Annotated in this window: 20 protein-coding genes; all 20 read right to left on the reverse strand. The window is 42.5% G+C overall.

All coding sequences use genetic code 11. The annotated features are described in order from the left end of the window. Positions 1–136: 136 nt before the first annotated feature. Positions 137–361, reverse strand: coding sequence for a F0F1 ATP synthase subunit C (gene atpE, locus NYE65_RS11680; protein WP_034315818.1), 225 nt, complete (start codon positions 359–361; stop codon positions 137–139). Between the two features lie 72 nt (positions 362–433). After that, a complete protein-coding gene (gene atpB, locus NYE65_RS11685) occupies positions 434–1,150 on the reverse strand; it encodes a F0F1 ATP synthase subunit A (protein ID WP_034315819.1) in 717 nt (238 codons plus the stop codon). Positions 1,151–1,172: 22 nt separating this feature from the next. Continuing rightward, on the reverse strand, positions 1,173–1,541 hold the full coding sequence (locus tag NYE65_RS11690; protein ID WP_034315821.1) for an ATP synthase subunit I: 369 nt from the start codon (positions 1,539–1,541) through the stop codon (positions 1,173–1,175). A gap of 286 nt (positions 1,542–1,827) precedes the next feature. Beyond that, positions 1,828–4,053, reverse strand: coding sequence for a S8 family serine peptidase (locus tag NYE65_RS11695; RefSeq protein ID WP_340860976.1), 2,226 nt, complete (start codon positions 4,051–4,053; stop codon positions 1,828–1,830). Between the two features lie 86 nt (positions 4,054–4,139). Further along, complete coding sequence (gene wecB / locus NYE65_RS11700; protein WP_063574650.1) at positions 4,140–5,282, reverse strand: non-hydrolyzing UDP-N-acetylglucosamine 2-epimerase; 1,143 nt, start codon at positions 5,280–5,282, stop codon at positions 4,140–4,142. Positions 5,283–5,305: 23 nt separating this feature from the next. Continuing rightward, entirely contained in the window at positions 5,306–5,935 is a 630-nt protein-coding gene (gene upp, locus NYE65_RS11705; RefSeq protein ID WP_034315825.1) for a uracil phosphoribosyltransferase, read from the reverse strand. 230 nt (positions 5,936–6,165) lie between these two features. After that, entirely contained in the window at positions 6,166–7,407 is a 1,242-nt protein-coding gene (gene glyA / locus NYE65_RS11710) for a serine hydroxymethyltransferase (protein ID WP_053536892.1), read from the reverse strand. A 371-nt stretch (positions 7,408–7,778) separates the two neighbouring features. Beyond that, on the reverse strand, positions 7,779–8,372 hold the full coding sequence (locus tag NYE65_RS11715; protein ID WP_340860977.1) for a TIGR01440 family protein: 594 nt from the start codon (positions 8,370–8,372) through the stop codon (positions 7,779–7,781). 59 nt (positions 8,373–8,431) lie between these two features. Further along, positions 8,432–8,878, reverse strand: a complete 447-nt coding sequence (gene rpiB / locus NYE65_RS11720; protein WP_034315832.1) for a ribose 5-phosphate isomerase B — start codon at positions 8,876–8,878, stop codon at positions 8,432–8,434. 333 nt (positions 8,879–9,211) lie between these two features. After that, on the reverse strand, positions 9,212–9,655 hold the full coding sequence (locus tag NYE65_RS11725) for a low molecular weight protein arginine phosphatase (protein WP_048685867.1): 444 nt from the start codon (positions 9,653–9,655) through the stop codon (positions 9,212–9,214). 142 nt (positions 9,656–9,797) lie between these two features. Continuing rightward, positions 9,798–10,364, reverse strand: coding sequence for a manganese efflux pump MntP (locus NYE65_RS11730; RefSeq protein ID WP_048685870.1), 567 nt, complete (start codon positions 10,362–10,364; stop codon positions 9,798–9,800). 74 nt (positions 10,365–10,438) lie between these two features. Beyond that, entirely contained in the window at positions 10,439–11,488 is a 1,050-nt protein-coding gene (locus NYE65_RS11735; protein WP_283906349.1) for an L-threonylcarbamoyladenylate synthase, read from the reverse strand. A 289-nt stretch (positions 11,489–11,777) separates the two neighbouring features. Continuing rightward, the gene (gene spoIIR, locus NYE65_RS11740) at positions 11,778–12,713 is read right to left on the reverse strand and encodes a stage II sporulation protein R (RefSeq protein WP_340860978.1); all 936 of its coding nucleotides are present in this window, start codon (positions 12,711–12,713) and stop codon (positions 11,778–11,780) included. A gap of 152 nt (positions 12,714–12,865) precedes the next feature. Continuing rightward, positions 12,866–13,720, reverse strand: coding sequence for a peptide chain release factor N(5)-glutamine methyltransferase (gene prmC, locus NYE65_RS11745; RefSeq protein ID WP_340860979.1), 855 nt, complete (start codon positions 13,718–13,720; stop codon positions 12,866–12,868). 7 nt (positions 13,721–13,727) lie between these two features. Continuing rightward, positions 13,728–14,798: a peptide chain release factor 1 gene (gene prfA / locus NYE65_RS11750; protein ID WP_048683507.1), complete on the reverse strand. Its 1,071-nt coding sequence runs from the start codon at positions 14,796–14,798 to the stop codon at positions 13,728–13,730. A gap of 164 nt (positions 14,799–14,962) precedes the next feature. Continuing rightward, a complete protein-coding gene (locus NYE65_RS11755) occupies positions 14,963–15,412 on the reverse strand; it encodes a hypothetical protein (protein ID WP_057278192.1) in 450 nt (149 codons plus the stop codon). A 189-nt stretch (positions 15,413–15,601) separates the two neighbouring features. Then, positions 15,602–16,207, reverse strand: coding sequence for a thymidine kinase (locus NYE65_RS11760; protein ID WP_034315845.1), 606 nt, complete (start codon positions 16,205–16,207; stop codon positions 15,602–15,604). A gap of 137 nt (positions 16,208–16,344) precedes the next feature. Next, on the reverse strand, positions 16,345–16,545 hold the full coding sequence (rpmE, locus tag NYE65_RS11765) for a 50S ribosomal protein L31 (protein ID WP_034315847.1): 201 nt from the start codon (positions 16,543–16,545) through the stop codon (positions 16,345–16,347). Positions 16,546–16,694: 149 nt separating this feature from the next. Continuing rightward, on the reverse strand, positions 16,695–17,984 hold the full coding sequence (gene rho / locus NYE65_RS11770; protein WP_034315849.1) for a transcription termination factor Rho: 1,290 nt from the start codon (positions 17,982–17,984) through the stop codon (positions 16,695–16,697). 318 nt (positions 17,985–18,302) lie between these two features. After that, entirely contained in the window at positions 18,303–19,265 is a 963-nt protein-coding gene (gene glpX / locus NYE65_RS11775; protein ID WP_034315852.1) for a class II fructose-bisphosphatase, read from the reverse strand. Between the last annotated feature and the right edge of the window lie 41 nt (positions 19,266–19,306).

Raw genomic sequence — 19,306 nt, forward strand, 5'->3', positions numbered from 1 at the left:
CTTCATGAGATTCACTATTGAAGTTCTGTATTTTCGATTGACAGTATCACTGCCATAAATGTTCACTTTAACACAGAGTAATGGCGAAGGGTCTCCTTGGATCATCTTCGCCATTATTGAACTTTTTCAAGTTATCTTATTTACCCATTACAATAAACGCGATAACTACAGCGATGATTGGAAGTGCCTCAACTAATGCAATACCAACGAACATTGTAGTTTGAAGCATACCACGAGCTTCTGGCTGACGAGCCATTCCTTCAATTGTACGCCCAACGATAAGACCGTTACCAATACCCGCACCTAGTGCACCTAATCCAACTGCGATAGCAGCAGCTATAAGACCTAAAGAACCTGTCATGATAAATTTCCTCCTTGAAATGTTGTTTTATTTTTTCATCAATATAATGTTCTAAATGAACAATATTTATAATTAATGGTCGTCACTTACTTTATGGGAAAGATAAACCATCGTTAACATAGTAAAGATAAAAGCTTGAATGGAGCCGACAAAGATACTAAACCCTTCCCAAGCTAACATCGGTAATGCAGCAGTGGCTGCACCCACAACACCACTTGTTCCTAGTCCAGCAAGTAAAGTTAATAATAACTCACCCGCATAAATATTCCCGTAAAGCCGCAATCCTAGAGTTAACGTATTAGCGAACTCCTCAATAATCTTTAACGGAAACAAGAAACCCATTGGCTGAACATAAGTTTTGGCATAATTTTTCATGCCTCTCATCTTGATACCATAATAATGAGTTAAACCCATTACCATAACTGCCAAAGTTAAAGTTATTGCCGGATCAGATGTAGGTGATTTCCACCAAAGTTCATGTCCTATTACAATCGAGAACGGCAACCCTAACATGTTTGAAACAAATACGTACAATATTAACGTCATTCCCAACATTAGGAACTGACCACCCGTACGCCAATCCATATTGCTGTTGATGATATTTTTCACAAAATCCATAACCCATTCGATAAAGTTTTGGATACCTGTTGGCTTCATCGCAAGTTTTCGAGTTGCTGCTACAGCAATAATGAAGACAATGAGACTTGCGATGGTCATCATAAGAACATTAGCCAAGTTGAAATGTATTCCGGTATTCATAAATTCCCACATAGGAGCTTCATGATTCAACAGTATTCACCTCTCTTCTTTACTACCTACGTATGTTTTGCATAAAATAATCTATCATAATGACAAAGTAAACTGTCATTAATCCCACAACCACGCAGACAACCTGAAATTCACCAGGATATCTCAATGCAATAATTGCAGCTAAACCCGCTACAGACATTCTAGTTAAACTACCAAGGGAGCGCGTTTTCTTTCCTTCGGCAACCTCTTGGGCGAACTTCTTGTTCTTTTTGACCATTGACCAGAATATAAATAGGCTGAAGGCAGTTCCAAGCAATAATCCTTGGAAGACTGAATCATGGGAAGTGAAAACCACTCCAAGTAGATAAATACCCATTAAATACAACATGTATTTTAGCTGCCTATTGAACATCTTTTCCAATTCTAGCATTTTGTCATGTAATCTCCCTAGAAATATTGTAGTATCTTGTTTAGCTTAGGAGAATTTGCCCGTAACAAGTCCAAATAGAAGGTCAAAAACTTACTTCTATTTGACACGTTATTAACGTATGAAACCCCTCTCATTTTACATCCTTAGTTAGCATACAATAGGCTAGAATCATTGTCAATGAGTGGTTAGTGAAATTTGTCACAGGTTTGTAATTATTAACGAATTGTTCACAAATTATCTTTTTTCTTCTATTGACATCCGTTTTATTTTACTTATTAACCTCTGTTCACTCAATAAGTAACGTCTTTTCTATCCGATCCTCCCTTCCGCCTCTTCTTGCAAAGATAATCGCTTTATACACTCCTTTAGGAGGCAAGTCCTTTTTCAATACATCTTTTTTGATCAAACCGGAAGGAGCCGATCTGGACCAATCCAAATATCCAGCGAATTTCAAGCTATCTTCCTCATAAAGGGCAATACCGAATTCTTCAGCCCCGCGCGGAAGATACATTTCGTATCGATATGTACCTTCCTGGTCCCCTTGACCAAAATCAAACCCCATTATCCTTGGATAATCAGGCTCTTCTTTTACATATAAATAAGGAAGGGATATTCTTTTGGTTCCTTCCATTATAATGAGGTATCCATCAAAGACTCCCTTTTTAAGCTTGGCTGGGTTGACCTGCAATCCGACTTTTATCCGTTTCTTTTCCTTCGGTTTCAAAGTAAGGGATTTCGGCAATTCCCAAGTGAGTCCCGTCTCTTTTAATGGGACCATGAATGAGTACTTCCTCATTTCCGTACCGGTATTTTCTATGACTATGGTTTCATGATGCTCTTCAATTCCTTCTTTTTTTGTATACATCCCAAATGACAATGAGCTTGGGTTCAAGAGCGTGTCCGCTTTTAACGCTTCGTCGACCTGGATGCGCCCAGCTCCCTGTTCATATGTGTGATACAATTGATTTGCTGTTTTCCTCAATGGCTTGGAAGTGCTCATCAATGCAGATTTGACTTGATCAGGAGTCCACTCCGGGTGTTTTTGCAGGATTAAGGCGCATGCTCCTGCAACATGCGGTGCGGACATACTTGTTCCATCCAGGGACATATATCCTTTAGGAATGGTGCTTTCAATTTCCACTCCCGGTGCCAATACGTCAGGCTTTATTCCCCATGATACGGTTACCGGTCCCCTGGAGCTGAAATCCGCGAGCCTATCCTGCTCGTTCTTATAAACAAATTGAACGGTTTTGCTCTGCCCTTGCTCCATGATTTGCTTGAGCTGCAATCCATCTCTTCTATTAATAGAAGAAGCCGGGATGTTCATTTCTTTTTCCAAGCTTCCAGTAAAGGTCCCGCTCGTATTATTAAAAACAATTACCCCCTTCGCACCCGCCTTTTCTGCATTGGATACTTTCTGCTGGAAGGTAAGTGTGCCACGTTCCAACAACACAATCTTATCCCGAACATTTTTCAGGTCCTTTTCATTACCCAGTCCCCCATATATGACATCCTCGGAAAACGTCAGGTTCCATTTTTTAGAGCCTTGAAACAAGGTTAAATGCGATTGATGCTTTTTTGATCCAAGTCCGTAAATCATATACGGCACCCTTAAGGGCGGAGTCGAAGCCCCAACGGAAATCGCTTTTTCCGCTGTACCGGGTGAACCGACGGTCCATACAGCCGGACCGGAATTCCCGTTTGATGTCACGGCAACAATGCCGCTTTCCACAGCTTTATTCAACGCAAGGGAGATAGGTAAATCAGGACCATTGACGTTATTACCTAGAGAGAGGTTCAATACATCCACCTTATCCTTCATGGCTGACTCAATGGCCGTCAACACTTGATCTGTATCTCCAGAACCGCCTGGCCCCAATGCTCGATATGCGTAAATCTCCGCTTCAGGTGCGACGCCTTTCATTTTTCCATTGGCTGCAATGATGCCCGCCACATGAGTGCCATGCAATGTATCCAGATCGCCTTGATTTTTGGTTTCCATCGGATCTGCATCACCATCAACCAGATCCTTACCTCCTTTATAAGCTCGTTGCAAATCTGGATGTGTATAATCGATGCCAGTATCGATTATCCCTACCTTTATCCCTTTCCCGGTGATCCGATGATTCTCCTTATCAAAGAAACCCCTGACCCTGTCTCCTCCTATGTATGGGACACTTTTATCCAACACGGCTTGATAAACGGATACTTCCGTTACTGCCTGAATTCCACCCTCCTTTTTAAGTTGTTCTATTTCATTCATTTTCCCATGAAGGGAAAATCCATCCAGGGCAACCGAATAAACATTCCGTAATTGAAGAGATGGATATTTTTCAAGCAGTTTTTCGATCTTTTTTCGATTAAACGCCTTATCCATCGTGACAACAACCGTTACTTCCTTAGATTCAGATAGTTTTGGTAAAGGCGGCAGAATGACTTTTGCAAAGCCCTTTTCATATTGATAAATAAATATAAAAAGGAAAACAAACACTATGAACGTTTTCTTTCCCAACATAATCATCCCCTTAGCAGTTATCTTTTCTCAACAACCTTGGAGTATGCAAATAAAAAAAGGAAAAGCGCATGGCTTTTCCTCTTTTATGGTTCAAATCTAGTTGGCGGCATATTCACTTGCTTAAAATAGTAACGGATGGCTTCAGCTATGCGGACCGAAGCATTTCCGTCCCCATATGGATTTGAAGCTTTGGACATTTTTTCGTGCACCTCTTGATCAGTGAGCAATTCATGTGCCAAATCATATATGGTTTGTTCATCAGTACCAGCCAACCTTAAGGTTCCAGCCGTAATCCCCTCAGGACGTTCGGTCGTATCCCTTAAAACCAGGACGGGTACACCAAGTGACGGTGCCTCTTCCTGGATTCCTCCAGAATCAGTCAAAATCAGAAAGGCTCTAGAAGCGAAGTTATGGAAATCCAATACATCCAGCGGTTCGATCAAGTGAACCCGCGGATCGTCCCCGAGAACTTCGTTTGCCAATTCTTGAACAAGCGGATTTAAATGGACAGGATATACCACTTGAACATCATCATGCTCAACAATGATTCTCTTAACGGCCCTGAAGATATTCCTCATGGGTTCCCCTAGATTTTCCCTGCGATGGGCGGTAAGCAAAATGAGCCTGTCTTCTCCAAGTCCATTTAAAACCGGATGGGAATATGTCGACCTTACAGTCGTTTTTAAAGCATCCGTTGCCGTATTTCCCGTCACGAAGATATTATCCTTCTTGTTCTCGTTCAGCAGATTCTCCTCGGCTTTCGAAGTCGGCGCAAAATGCAAATCCGCCATCGTACCCGTAAGCTGTCGATTCATCTCTTCCGGATAGGGGGAATACTTATTCCATGTGCGCAGCCCCGCTTCTACATGCCCAATGACAATTTGATTATAAAAAGCTGCCAGACTGGCAACAAACGTTGTGGTTGTATCACCATGAACGAGAACAATATCTGGTTTAGCTTCCTTCATTACGGAATCAAGACCATTCAATGCTCTTGTTGTAATGTCAGCAAGCGTTTGCCTTTCCTTCATTATGTCCAAGTCATAGTCCGGCTGTATGGAAAATAGTTCGAGAACTTGATCTAACATTTGGCGATGCTGAGCCGTAACAGCAACGATCGGCTTGAAATATTCTGGGTGTTTTTGAAATTCGAGTACTAAGGGAGCCATTTTGACAGCTTCTGGTCTCGTCCCGAAAATGGTCATGACTTTAATCGGTTTGTTCATTCGTGACACCTCAGTTTCTTTCCTTATTTTGTGCCGAATAAACGATCTCCTGCGTCTCCAAGACCCGGAACGATATAACCATGTTCATTCAGTTTTTCGTCAAGACCCGCAATATAAATATCAACATCAGGATGAGCTTCTTTTAAAGCTTCCACACCCTCTGGAGCTGCAATCAAACACATGAATTTAATATTGACTGCACCGCGTTTTTTAATGGAATGGATCGCTTCGATGGCTGATCCGCCAGTGGCTAGCATCGGGTCAACGACAATGCATTCCCTTTCTGCCAAGTCACTTGGCATCTTCGCATAATATTCAACCGGTTTCAATGTTTCAGGATCACGGTAAAGTCCAACATGTCCGACCTTTGCAGCAGGAATCAGCTTAATGATTCCGTCCACCATCCCTATGCCCGCACGTAAAATCGGGACGATCCCCACTTTTTTACCAGAAAGCATTTTCACTTTCGCTGTGCTTACAGGCGTTTGGATTTCCACTTCTTCCAGCGGCATATCCCTCGTGATTTCAAATGCCATCAATGATGCAACTTCATCCACTAGTTCACGGAATTCTTTTGTTCCTGTATTTATATCACGTATATAGGCTAATTTGTGTTGAATTAACGGGTGATCGAAAACATAAACTTTTCCCATTTGGCATCTCTCCAATTCCATTGCTTAGTTTTGCGCTTTTTTATGATTTCCCTAATCGAATAGAAAAATTTTCGTGTCTTTTAAATTTCACTTCAACCTATTTTACAGAAAAATGTTTCAATCTTCAATAAAGGTTTAGTTGTCAGACCTATTTTCACTATTCGGATTCTTCTAACACACCGACTTCCATAAATGAAAAAACCGCTCCCTTTAAAGAGAGCGGCCCGATATTACAATGAAGGATATAATTCAAATTTGTTCGCTAATGATTCAACACGCTGTTTTGCTTCTTCAAGCTTAGCTGCGTCTTCATTATTTTTCAATACAAGTCCGATGATAGCAGCTATTTCATCCATGTCTTCCAATCCGAAGCCACGTGATGTCACTGCCGCAGTCCCAATACGTATACCGCTGGTAACGAATGGTTTTTCCGGGTCATAAGGAATCGCATTTTTGTTCACGGTAATACCGATTTCATCCAAAACATGCTCTGCGATTTTTCCCGTTAACCCTGTAGAGCGCACATCAAGAAGAATCAAGTGATTGTCCGTTCCATCAGAAACAAGAGTGAACCCTTCTTTCTTCAAACCTTCACCCAAACGTTTAGCATTGTCGATGATTTGTTGAGCATATACTTTAAAATCATCTTGAAGCGCTTCGCCGAATGCAACAGCCTTAGCTGATATAACATGCATCAAAGGACCGCCTTGAATTCCAGGGAAGATGGATTTATCGATCTTCTTACCGAATTCTTCTTTACAGATGATCATCCCGCCGCGTGGTCCGCGAAGTGTTTTATGAGTAGTTGTCGTTACAAAGTCAGCATAAGGAATTGGACTTTGATGTAATCCAGCCGCAACTAAACCTGCAATATGCGCCATGTCGACCATTAAATATGCCCCGACTTCATCCGCAATTTCACGGAATCGCTTGAAGTCGATTTCCCGTGGATATGCACTTGCACCCGCTACGATCAATTTAGGTTTGTGTTGACGCGCTTTTTCCAATACATCATTGTAATCGATACGGTGATCTTTTTCGTCTACACCATATTCAACAAAATTGTAGTTAACACCACTGAAGTTTACTGGACTTCCATGTGTTAAGTGACCACCATGCGAAAGGTTCATTCCAAGCACTGTGTCGCCAGTTTGAAGCACTGTAAAGTAAACGGCCATATTGGCTTGAGCTCCAGAGTGAGGCTGTACGTTCACATACTCTCCTCCGAAAATTTCTTTCGCACGCTCACGTGCTAGATCTTCAACGATGTCTACATACTCACATCCGCCATAGTAACGTTTTCCAGGGTATCCTTCTGCATACTTATTAGTCAAGACCGATCCTTGCGCTTCCATGACAGCTTCACTCACGAAGTTTTCAGAAGCAATAAGCTCAATTTTACTTCTTTGACGCCCTAATTCCAGTTGAATTGCGTTAAACACTTGCTCATCTTGCTTTGCTAAACGATTCATTCCGTAATTCCTCCTTAAATTGTGCGTGATTCGCTTTTTAGTATTTATGTGCAACATGCCTTCAAAAAGCATGAAAAAGCCATATCAATAGTTATTAGAAAATTCTACTCCATTTTAACATGTCTAATTTAGAAGTGATAGTCTAATTTTATCGAACATTAAATGTTTTTTTATTTAAAAATGTTCGTATTTAACATCAGAATTATGGTAAATAGCTCTTTCACCTTATATTACAAGAGCGAAATCACCATTCTATTAGCACTATAAAGGAAAGTTTTTTCTTTTGATCCTTTACCTTGAGCGTTACGATTTTGCCCGCCTCAATTAAAAAACAGCATTCCCTATCCGAGAAATGCTGTCTTACTTACCCATTAAGTACAACTTTTGTTTTCAGAGAGGTCCCGATAAACTGCACGCTCCCCGCCAATCAGTTTCGGGCGGGTTTTTGCCATGGTCACATGTGCATGTCCTATTTCTTTAATGGCAGAGCGAATCGGAACTGCAACATGCTTCAGATGCATACCAATGAATGTGTCTCCAATATCTATCCCCGCATCCGCTTTGATATGTTCAACGACGACTGCATCTTTCCATTGCTGATAGGCGTACGTCGCCATCGATCCCCCAGCTGTTCTTACAGGTACGACCGAAACTTCTTCATAACCATACCGAACCGCGGTTTCACTTTGTAAAACCAAGGCCCTGTTTAGATGCTCACAACATTGATATGCAACCTGAACACCCGTTTTTCCTTGAAAATCCCTCACTACGGAAAAAATCATCCCAGCAACATCGAGTGTCCCTTCAGTACCGATCCTTTTCCCGATCACTTCACTTGTACTGCAGCCGATAATCAGTAGCTGTTTCTCTTTTAAAGCCGTCTGTTCTTGGAACTCGTATAAAAGTTCCCGAAACTGATTTTCCCATATCTCAAGCTCATTTGAAAATGTAGCATCACTTGTCATGAAAACGCATCCTTTCAATAAGAAAACTTGCTATCGAAACTCTCCAAAAACCAAAAGAATTAGCTGTGCTTACCTTCGTACTCCGCAATCTTACCAATCCTGTTTTGATGGCGCCCGCCCTCAAATTCCGAAGTCAGCCACGTTTGGGCAATTTCCCTGGCTAGACCCGGGCCAATGACACGTTCCCCCATCGCTAACATATTGGTATCATTATGCTGACGGGTCAATTTCGCACTATAGACATCATGAACCAATGCACATCGTATTCCTTTGACCTTATTGGCAGCAATGCTCATTCCGATTCCAGTTCCACAGATTAAAATGCCCCGATCGAACTCACCCCGTGCCACTTTTTCAGCAACCGGCAAGGCATAATCAGGATAATCCACCGACGTACTGCATTCACAGCCAAAGTCCTCAAATGGAATCTGTAACTCATTCAATAAATTCTTTATTTCTTCACGGATATGTATACCACCATGATCCGAAGCAATCGCAACTTTCATCATAATCCTCCTCTAGCTTTTTCATTTGATTTTATTGTGTCACAAAATTATGAAAAGATAAAGGATGTCCATCCTTTTCCCCACAAAGAAGCAGGAAACCAACTCCGGTTTCCTGCTAGCGGGTAATGTTCCTGTTCAACTTTTCCGCTTTCGCTTTAAGTTCCATTGCCGATTTTTCGACATTTTCCATGACTGCCCCTTGTTCGCTTGTGACAGCCGTCACTTCTTCCGCTCCAGCAGATGCTTATTCTGCAATGGCAACCAATGCTGCCTTGATCCTATACCAAGCTTAGTAGTATCTTTTACCCCAGCGGCCACATTATGTACGCCAGTTCAATTTTTAAGCCTTTTGACTAATTCATCTATCAATTCCTGCAGCTCTCTGAACGTTTCCCGATAAATGCCTTCAGAACCGCCGAACGGATCCATTATATCTCTATCATATTTATCTCCGAGAATGAATTCTTTTAAAGTAAAGGTCTTATCGATCATTTGGGGGTATGAACGGGTAATGGCCGATTTATGCCCTTCCGTCATGGTGAAGATATGAGTCGCCCACTCCATTTCCTTCGCGGATAAAGGCGTTGAATGATGATTATGCACTATGTCATTTTCAACCAATACATTTTTAGCATGCATTGAAGCATCCTGACCTGTCGAAGCATACACGCCTGCGGACTTCACTTCAACACCCGCAATATTCTTGTTTTTCAATATCGCTTCTGCCATCGGGCTTCGGCATGTGTTACCTGTACATACAAATAATACTCGGATCATTTTAACGCCTCCTTTTTTATTCATTATAAGCTATCGCCCGTTTATTATAGTCAAAAAATCACTGTCATTGTGTCCGAAGAAAAATAAAAACCGCTCCGTTAATCGGAACAGTTGAGGTAGGAATGATATGAATTCAGGCTGATTAAAAAGAGAACAATAATTTCAATCCAAACGCACACAGAATGCTTCCGCCAAGAATCTCACTATACACGCCAAGCAAACCCTGCATTTTTCTACCCAGTAAAAGCCCCGCCCACGTTAATAGAGTGGCGGCAAACCCAAAACAAAGAACCGTTAAAATCGTTTTGGCACCGTAAATCCCCAGAGTCAACCCTACAGAGAAGCTATCCAGGCTTACCCCTAAAGCAAAAATGATTAAACCTTTCCCGACAGGAGCCAGCATCTTATTTTGCATGGCACCAGCTCCATCCTTTTTACCAGGAATAAACATCTGTATACCAAGAATGATCAACAATAGACCGCCGGCGTATGTAGCGAAGGTCCCGAATTTTTCTGAAATGAAACGGCCTGCCCCCATTCCAAGCAAGGGCATCCAAATATGAAAAATGCCGACTGTCAAACCTATAAACAGAATCTGCCTCAACCTTAGCTTAAACATTCCCATTCCAAGGCCCACTGAAAAGGCATCCATTCCCAAAGCGAAGGCCATTAGCAATAAGGTGATGATTTCTCCAGCAAATGTATTCATTCCAATCCCCCTCGGACGTGCCTACTACATGTTATGCATGTCCGAAAAGAAATAGAAGGATAAATCAGTCCTTATTACACATGTTCCTTGATGATTTGATGACCTGCAGCCTTCTCAAGCCGGTTCATGACCGCAGCCCCTATTCCATGGTCAGGAAACATTTCACTAAAAATGACATCGACCTCCAGCTCGTCAAACTGTCTTAAGGCATCATATAAGCCTGTCGCAACTGTATGTAAATCGGCTAATGAACCTGGGACAACCACATAATCCGCCTTATAATCCTGTTGATGTTCATAGGCCGTAATGATGCCCACCTTTAACCCGTCACTTCTTTTTTCATCCACAAGCTTCTGAAGGAAAGCTTGATTACCCTTGACTAAAAATAGAGGGGCCTTCGGTGCATAGTGGGTATATTTCATGCCCGGGGCCTTTGGCGCCGCTTCCTGATTCTTCAAAGCGACATCTTGCCTGACTTCTCCTATTACCGCTTCCAGCTGTTCCAGGGTCACCCCGCCAGGTCTTAAAATAACAGGGACTTCCACAGTGCAATCCAGTACTGTGGATTCTACGCCCACACCTGTATTCCCGCCATCGACTATACCTGCAATCCGGCCCATCAAGTCATCTTCAACATGTTTTGCTGAAGTGGGGCTCGGTTTACCGGAAGTATTTGCACTTGGAGCCGCAATGGGCAAATCACTCGCACGAATAAGGCCAAGGGCAACCTGATGATCTGGCATCCTGACAGCCACCGTGTCCAATCCAGCTGTCACAAGATTCGAGAGCTGGCCCGGTTTCCGTTTCATGATCAAAGTCAAAGGACCTGGCCAAAATTCTGCCATTAGCCTCCGGGCCTGTTCAGGAATCTCTTCTACAATACCTGACAACTGGTCATCGGAGGCTATATGAACGATTAAAGGATTATCACTCGGACGCCCCTTTGCTTCGAACACTTTTTTGACCGCTTCGTCATTTTTGGCATTCGCGCCGAGTCCATAAACGGTCTCTGTAGGAAAAGCAACCACTTGATTAGCCTTTAATAATTCAGCTGATTGTGTAATCTGGGGATAACTTTGTAAATTATCCACATTTTTATCCACTGACCAAATTTTCGTTTTCATCTTGAACACCATCGCCTTTTAACATTTCTTATTTTATATAATCGCTTTAATATGAACGGTATTTTCAACTTAACGTACGAATTCCGCTTAAAAGATACTTTGAAAGTATAAAAGAAGTATACACATAATTCAAGTGTTATCCACAAATTGGGGATAACTACATCGAATCCGTGGATAAGTTTGTGGATATTAATGATTAATGACAGACTTTTTTGATTTTTTGTTAATAACCCTGTGGATATGTTTTTAAAATTATCTGAATTTAAAGAAGAGGGACTCTGCCCCTTTCTTAAAATAGATCATTGAAGATTTCTGCAAACAAGGATCTCACTTCCACCTCGGGCTCCTTTTCCCCTTCATATAATTGTTGACCTTTTTCATTGGATGCCGCAAGTTCAACCTTGTTTTCTTCAACTTTCCCTTCAATGACTTCCTCTGTCACCTGTTCCTTATCTTTCACTACTGCCACTTCTTCTTTTACCTCTGGCTCTACAACCTCTTCTTTTACCGTTACTTTCGGTGCTTCCTCTTTTACACTCTCCTCGATTACCTCTTCTTCAACTACTTCCTCCGGCCTTTTTTCCTTTTCAGCCAGCACTTCTTCTTCAACCACTTCCTCCGCAACAGGTTCACTTTCTTCATTCGTTGCAGCATACGCCGTTCCCTCCGAAGTCAAGGAACCTTCCTCTTCATCCTCGACAATCGGACTTTGACTTACAGCCGTCCCATTTGAAAAATCCAAGAAACACAATGGGGGAAATAACACACACCACCAATTAGCGCCGTCCCCTTCACCAAGCGTGATAATCACTGCTTCATATTCCCCTGCCGGATATAAATACTGTCCGTACAGTTTTGTCGGAAATTCAGCTTGTCCAAAATCCACTTTCACCGACTGCTCCAAACCTTGTTCCTTTATAACAGCCTCAGCCGTCGCCTGGATATCCGGCAGATGCGAGGTGATCACATCCCTCGCTTCATCCAAAGAAGTAAGCTCCGCGACCCACTTTGTGATATCTTCATTTACCTTATCCCTAATTAGCCGTTTAACCGCTTGATCCTCTTCTGCATCACTATTGGCGAGTATCCGCAACCGAATCGCCTCATCCGGGATTACCTTCGTATCTTCTGCACCGACCATCTCCGCTTTAGGCATATATATACTTACGATCGTTCCTATAGTTAAGATTAATAGATAAATAATGGCTAAATGTTTAGTTTTCATCGCCTTCGCCCCCTCACATGAATTAGTCTCACCATTTTCCAGCTATCTTAAACTAGTAAAAACAAAAAAATTTGATAGCTGAGAAAATATAGATTCCAAAGGATAATGAGGGTGCTGTCCCTAAAAAAACCGTCTCACATAAGGGAGACGGATCATTTTAATTCAGCAAAGACCATTCGATCTTTTTCATTAATGTCATTTATGATGGATACTTCCGCGGCAGGAAAGGTTCGCTTCAATAAATCGGCAACCGCAGCCCCCTGTCCTGCACCCACTTCAAAACCGATCAGTCCAGGCACCTTCATGACCAAAGGTAACTGTTCCATAAAGCGGCGGTAAAAATCCAGCCCATCGATACCGGCAAACAACGCACGATGTGGTTCATGACCAGTCACGACCACTGACATGGATTTATGATCATCTTCTGGTATATATGGCGGATTCGATAAAAGAATGTCCACCTTCTCGTTCATATTCATGAAAGGCGAAAGCAAATCACCTAGCATGAACTCCACTTCGGCACCAAGTGATTCGGCATTTTTCCTCGCCACCTCAAGCGATGGTTCCGCTATGTCCGTGGCCGTCACCATCAGGTTTGATTTTTCAAGTTTCATCGTTATGGCAATTGCGCCGCTGCCAGTCCCAATATCAGCTAAACGGAGCTTCTGTCCCTCAATAAAAATGGCCGGGAGTTTACGTAATGTATAATAAATCAATTCTTCTGTTTCCGGTCTCGGTATGAGCACTTCTTCATTCACAAAAAAGGTCCGTCCATAAAACTCTTCACTGCCGATTATATATTGGATGGGCGTCCCCTCGGCATGCAGCGCAATAGCGTCCTTAAATTGCCCAAAATCCGCTTCACTAAGCTCATCATGAAGGTTGGCCAGCATTTGGGAGCGAGTTTGTTTTAAAAAGTGCTGTAACAGGATTTCCCCAGCATTGGCATCACGATCATTTTCCTTTAAAAAAGAAGAAGCCCATTTAAGGGCTTCAAAAACTTTCACGGCAGAATTACTCATCTGCATTTTCCAGCCTTGAAGATTGGTCTTCCATGATTAATGCATCAACGACTTCATCCAGTTTACCTTCCATGATTTGATCCAGTTTTTGAATCGTTAAACCAATGCGGTGGTCGGTAACACGGTTTTGCGGGAAGTTATAAGTCCGTATCCTTTCAGATCGATCGCCCGTTCCAACGGCCAGCTTCCTGTTTTGATCATATTCCGCCTGTATTTCGCGATTGATTTTATCGAACACCCTGGCACGCAAAACCTTCATTGCCTTTTCTTTGTTCTTGATTTGTGATTTTTCATCTTGACAGGATACAACCGTATTAGTCGGAATATGAGTCAAGCGCACCGCTGACATTGTCGTATTGACACTTTGCCCCCCAGGACCGCTTGATGCAAAGGTATCGACACGAATATCCTTATCATGGATTTCAACTTCCACTTCCTCAGCTTCAGGTAAAACGGCAACCGTGGCTGTAGATGTATGAATCCGACCGCCTGATTCCGTTTCAGGTACTCGCTGAACGCGATGGGCTCCATTTTCGAATTTCAACTTTGAATAAGCACCATTGCCATTAATCATGAATATGATTTCCTTGTAGCCGCCAAGCCCAGTAGGATTTGCTTCAATGACTTCAGTCCGCCAGCCCTGCACCTCGGCAAAACGGCTATACATCCGGTATAGACTGCCTGCAAATAAGGCCGCCTCATCTCCGCCAGCCGCACCGCGGATCTCCATGATTACGTTTTTATCATCGTTGGGGTCTTTCGGAATAAGCAATATTTTCAGCTTATCCTCAAGGCCTTGTATGGTCTCATCAAGTTCATTGATCTCTTCTTTTACCATTTCACGCATTTCCGCATCAAGTTTCTCCTCCAGCATCGCCTTCGCTTCCTGAAGTTGCTCACGAACCGCTTTATATTCTTTATAAGTCGACGCGGTCTCTTGAATGCTGGATTGCTCCTTGGAATATTCCCTTAGCTTCTTGGAGTCATTAATGATCTCCGGGTCACTTAATAGTTCATTCAATCTTTCATATCTATCTTCTACTGCTTGCAAACGATCAAACAAATTATTCACCTCATAAATTTTCCAAAACATCTTAAACGATTTGGAAGTAATCCATCTCTTATTACTATAAATAAGTAGCTCAGTGCCCCAGCGCAGTTCACTTCTAGGTTAATTATAGTATAGGTGAATAATCAACGTCAAAGAGATTCAAAAATGTCGTGCCGTTACTTATTTAATTTGACATCTACATTATATTGAGGCACAACTCTGTTTATCATGCCTTGTATTCGCTGCATTTCCTTTTTTCTTTCTTTTTCGGTCTTGATTTTGCCTTTATCATGGACCGTAACGTGTATGGTATTTCCATTAAACCAAACGGAACCGGCCTCATAATTAGTTTCCGATTCGATCACCCCGCGGATTTCATCAATTTGCTGACCCATGGATGGAGAATTATTGGATGTATGATGCGGTGTGTTGAGGACCTGATCTGATGGTCGTTCCGCTTCATTATCCCAATCTTTATTGGATACTTGATTTAAACCATTGCCAACCCTGCCATCCCGGGATTGATCTCCATATTCCGAATCATTATTTATTGCATTGTCATTTTGACCGCATGCCGTTAGTGCAGCAAGCAGAAAGGCCGTCATGATAAGCAGTTTTGATTTCATATTTTTTCCCTCCATTTTGACTGGTTAAGAAGAACATTTCCTCGTTAGCCTACCCAAAATGGGGCAATATTTATCTTTTATTTCCCTTCCATGTATTGGTCAGGCCACCTGAATAACTCGACAGTTTTTCCATTTTTCCGCATAAAAAAAAGCACCCTGTGATCTCATTGGATCATAGGGCACCATCATTCAAATATGTTCTTTAATCCCAACAGCCTGCTTACCCGGAACTTCGTGATGATGGCGGCAGCGGGGCTCGTACGATTCCGATGCACCCACAAGGATGATCGGCTCATCATAGGAGGCCGGCTCCCCATCTATCAGGCGCTGTGTCCTGCTCGCAGGTGATCCGCATACTTCACACACTGCCTGCAGCTTAGTCACCGATTCTGCAAGCGATAATAGAACAGGCATAGGGCCGAATGGTTCACCTCTGAAATCTTGATCGAGTCCAGCCATAATCACTCGATAACCGCTGTCCGCAAGATGCTGGGCAACCCCGATAATTTCATGATCAAAAAATTGCACTTCATCTATTGCAATGATATCCAAGGGCTTGTCCAAATACTTAAAAATATCCGTTGAATGGGCAATCGGTTTTGCCATCACAGAAGAGCCATTGTGTGATACGACAGCCTCTTCCGCATAGCGATTATCAATAGCTGGTTTAAATACAGCTATCTGCTCTTTAGCAAATTGAGCACGGCTGACTCGTTTAATCAATTCTTCAGATTTACCTGAAAACATGCTTCCGCAAATAAGCTCGATCCAGCCTGTTTGTTTCATTACATACATGGAAACAGCTACTCCCTTCCACCTGTCGATCCTTGGCCATAATTGAAGTCGACCTGGCTTTGTATAAATTCTTACTTGTTTATGGAAAAGAAAAAACAGGCAAGAAAAATACTTGCCTGTTTTTTAAAAAGTCCGGCTTATTTAATACCGTATTTTTTGTTGAAACGATCAACACGTCCGCCAGCTTCAGCGAATTTTTGACGACCAGTATAGAATGGATGGCACTCTGAACAAGTCTCAACTTTGATCTCTTCTTTAACTGAACCAGTTTCAAAAGTGTTTCCGCAAGAGCAAATTACTTTTGAAAGCTTATAATTTGGATGAATTCCAGTTTTCATTCTTTTCATCTCCTTATGCCCTGAATCATTCGAAACAGAGTTATATACTTCAAGTTGAGGGAAAAGCACCCTCACATTTATTGTAAAAACACATGAACTCATTATAACAACTTAAGACTAGTTGTGCAACTGTTTGTTTCTTGCAGGGTTTAAGAACGTTTTACGCTCGCTGGACCCTTTTTCATTTCTGACATCTCTTCATCCAGCTTACTGAAAAATTCTTCATTGCCTTTTGTCTGTTTTAGACGGCGAAGGAATTTCTCCGAGAAATCAGGCGAATCTGACATCGTTTTCCTAATGGCCCATAGTTTATCCAGGCGATCTTTCGGAATTAGCAATTCTTCTTTACGCGTGCCTGAGCGACGAATATCGATTGCCGGGAAGATCCGCCTTTCGGCAAGGGCACGATCTAGATGCAGCTCCATATTGCCCGTACCTTTAAATTCTTCATAAATGACATCATCCATTCTTGAACCCGTATCTACCAATGCTGTAGCAAGGATCGTCAGGCTGCCGCCTTCCTCGATATTCCTCGCCGCACCGAAAAAGCGTTTCGGACGATGGAATGCAGCAGGGTCAATACCCCCTGACAGTGTACGTCCGCTCGGCGGAATGACAAGGTTGTAAGCACGGGCTAGGCGAGTGATGCTGTCCATTAAAATGATGACATCCCGTTTATGCTCCACAAGGCGCATGGCTCGTTCCAACACCAGCTCAGCCACCTTGATATGGTTTTCCGGCACTTCATCGAAAGTTGAACTTACCACGTCTCCTGCGACGGAACGTTCAATGTCTGTCACTTCTTCCGGGCGTTCATCGATCAACAGCACAATCAATTCCGATTCGGGATGGTTTGTGGTTATCGCATTGGCAATTTCCTTGATGAGCATCGTTTTACCGGCTTTTGGCGGTGCAACAATCAGACCACGCTGTCCAAAACCGACCGGTGCCAGGACATCCATAATCCTGGTCGATAAGTTCTTCGGTGTCGTTTCCAGTTTAATTTGCCTGTTAGGATACAGCGGTGTTAAACCTGGAAAGTGGACACGCTCTTTAGCTGATTCCGGATTATCGCCATTGACCGCTTCAACATGCAGCAATCCATAATAGCGCTCGTTTTCTTTTGGAGGCCTTACCTTACCGGACACTTTATCTCCATTTCGCAAATCGAATCTGCGGATCTGTGAAGCCGAAATATAAATATCCTCCGAGCTTGGAGAATAATTAATTGGACGCAGGAAACCGAAGCCCTCTGAAGGGATGATCTCTAAAACGCCCTCCATGAATAGGAGACCGTCCTGCTCAGCTTGCGCTTTCAGGATAGCGAAAATAAGTTCCTTTTTGGAAAGTTTGCTGTAATAGGAAACTTTATATTCACGAGCGTGCTCATAGAGATCCTTAAGTTTCATGTTTTCTAAATTAGAAATAGTTAAATTCATTATGACACCACACTTTTATTAATTAAACGTTTTCACCCATACTGAAAAAGAATTGGTTTGTTAGATGGAAGAAAAACCACAATCCATGTACCCGACCAGAGTTTTCTTAGAAAGGATGATACATTTTTACATGTAAAGAAGAAAATTATTTGAAGGCTTCTTGAAGTTTGGAGTGAAAGGGCAGATTTTAAATTATTAATAGTAGACCAAGCTTTATTTTACTTTTTTTATTTTAATTATTCAACTTAAATTTTTTTAAAGAGAAAGCGAGCGATGAAACCGCTCGCTTTTTAAAAGTGATTTTTCTAAAAAACGCTATCAGTCAATCAAACCATTCGGTTTAATCTTAAGACTGTGACGCCCATCAATGAATCGAACGGTACCAGATTTAGCACGCATGACTACGGATTGCGTTTCGCCGTAATGCCCTTTAAATTGTACACCGCGTAAAAGTTCTCCGTCAGTCACACCTGTTGCAGCAAAAATTGCGTCATCTCCGCGAACAAGATCTTCCATTCTGAGGACTTTTCCTAATTCAAGGCCCATTTTCCCACAGCGTTCCACTTCTTCATCAGTATGTGGAACGAGCTTACCTTGAATTTCCCCTCCAAGGCATTTCAAGGCAACGGCTGCAATGACTCCCTCTGGAGCTCCGCCAGATCCGAATAAGATGTCAACACCGGTAAGATCGAAGGCCGTATTTATCGCTCCTGCGACATCTCCATCATTGATCAGCTTGATACGTGCCCCTGCCTCACGAAGTTCATGAATGATCTTCGAATGACGATCGCGGTTCAATACTGTTGCAACCACGTCTTGGATATCTTTATTTTTTGCCTTGGCTACCGCTTTCAGGTTGTCCAACACGGAAGCATTGATATCAATCTGACCAACCGCCTCGGGTCCGACTGCTATTTTATCCATATACATATCCGGGGCATGAAGCAAGTTCCCCTTATCGGCTATCGCCAATACAGCCAATGCATTCCAGCCGCCAGATGCAACGATGTTCGTTCCTTCTAATGGATCAACCGCAACATCCACTAGTGGCCCAAGACCAGTGCCAAGTTTTTCGCCAATATAAAGCATTGGCGCCTCATCCATTTCCCCTTCACCGATTACAACCGTTCCTTGCATGGGAATAGTATTGAAAACGTCCCGCATCGCAGTTGTTGCTGCATCATCCGCTTCGTCTTTCTTTCCTCTTCCCATCCAACGAGCTGAATTTAGTGCCGCCGCCTCTGTTACGCGGACTAGCTCCATCGATAAACTTCTTTCCATTTCCGGTTCCCCCTCATGTACACTAGCATGATTTATTTATA

Origin of the sequence: Peribacillus sp. FSL R5-0717 (genome assembly GCF_038002945.1) — a bacterium.
In the GTDB taxonomy this organism is placed as follows: Bacteria; Bacillota; Bacilli; order Bacillales; family DSM-1321; genus Peribacillus; species Peribacillus frigoritolerans.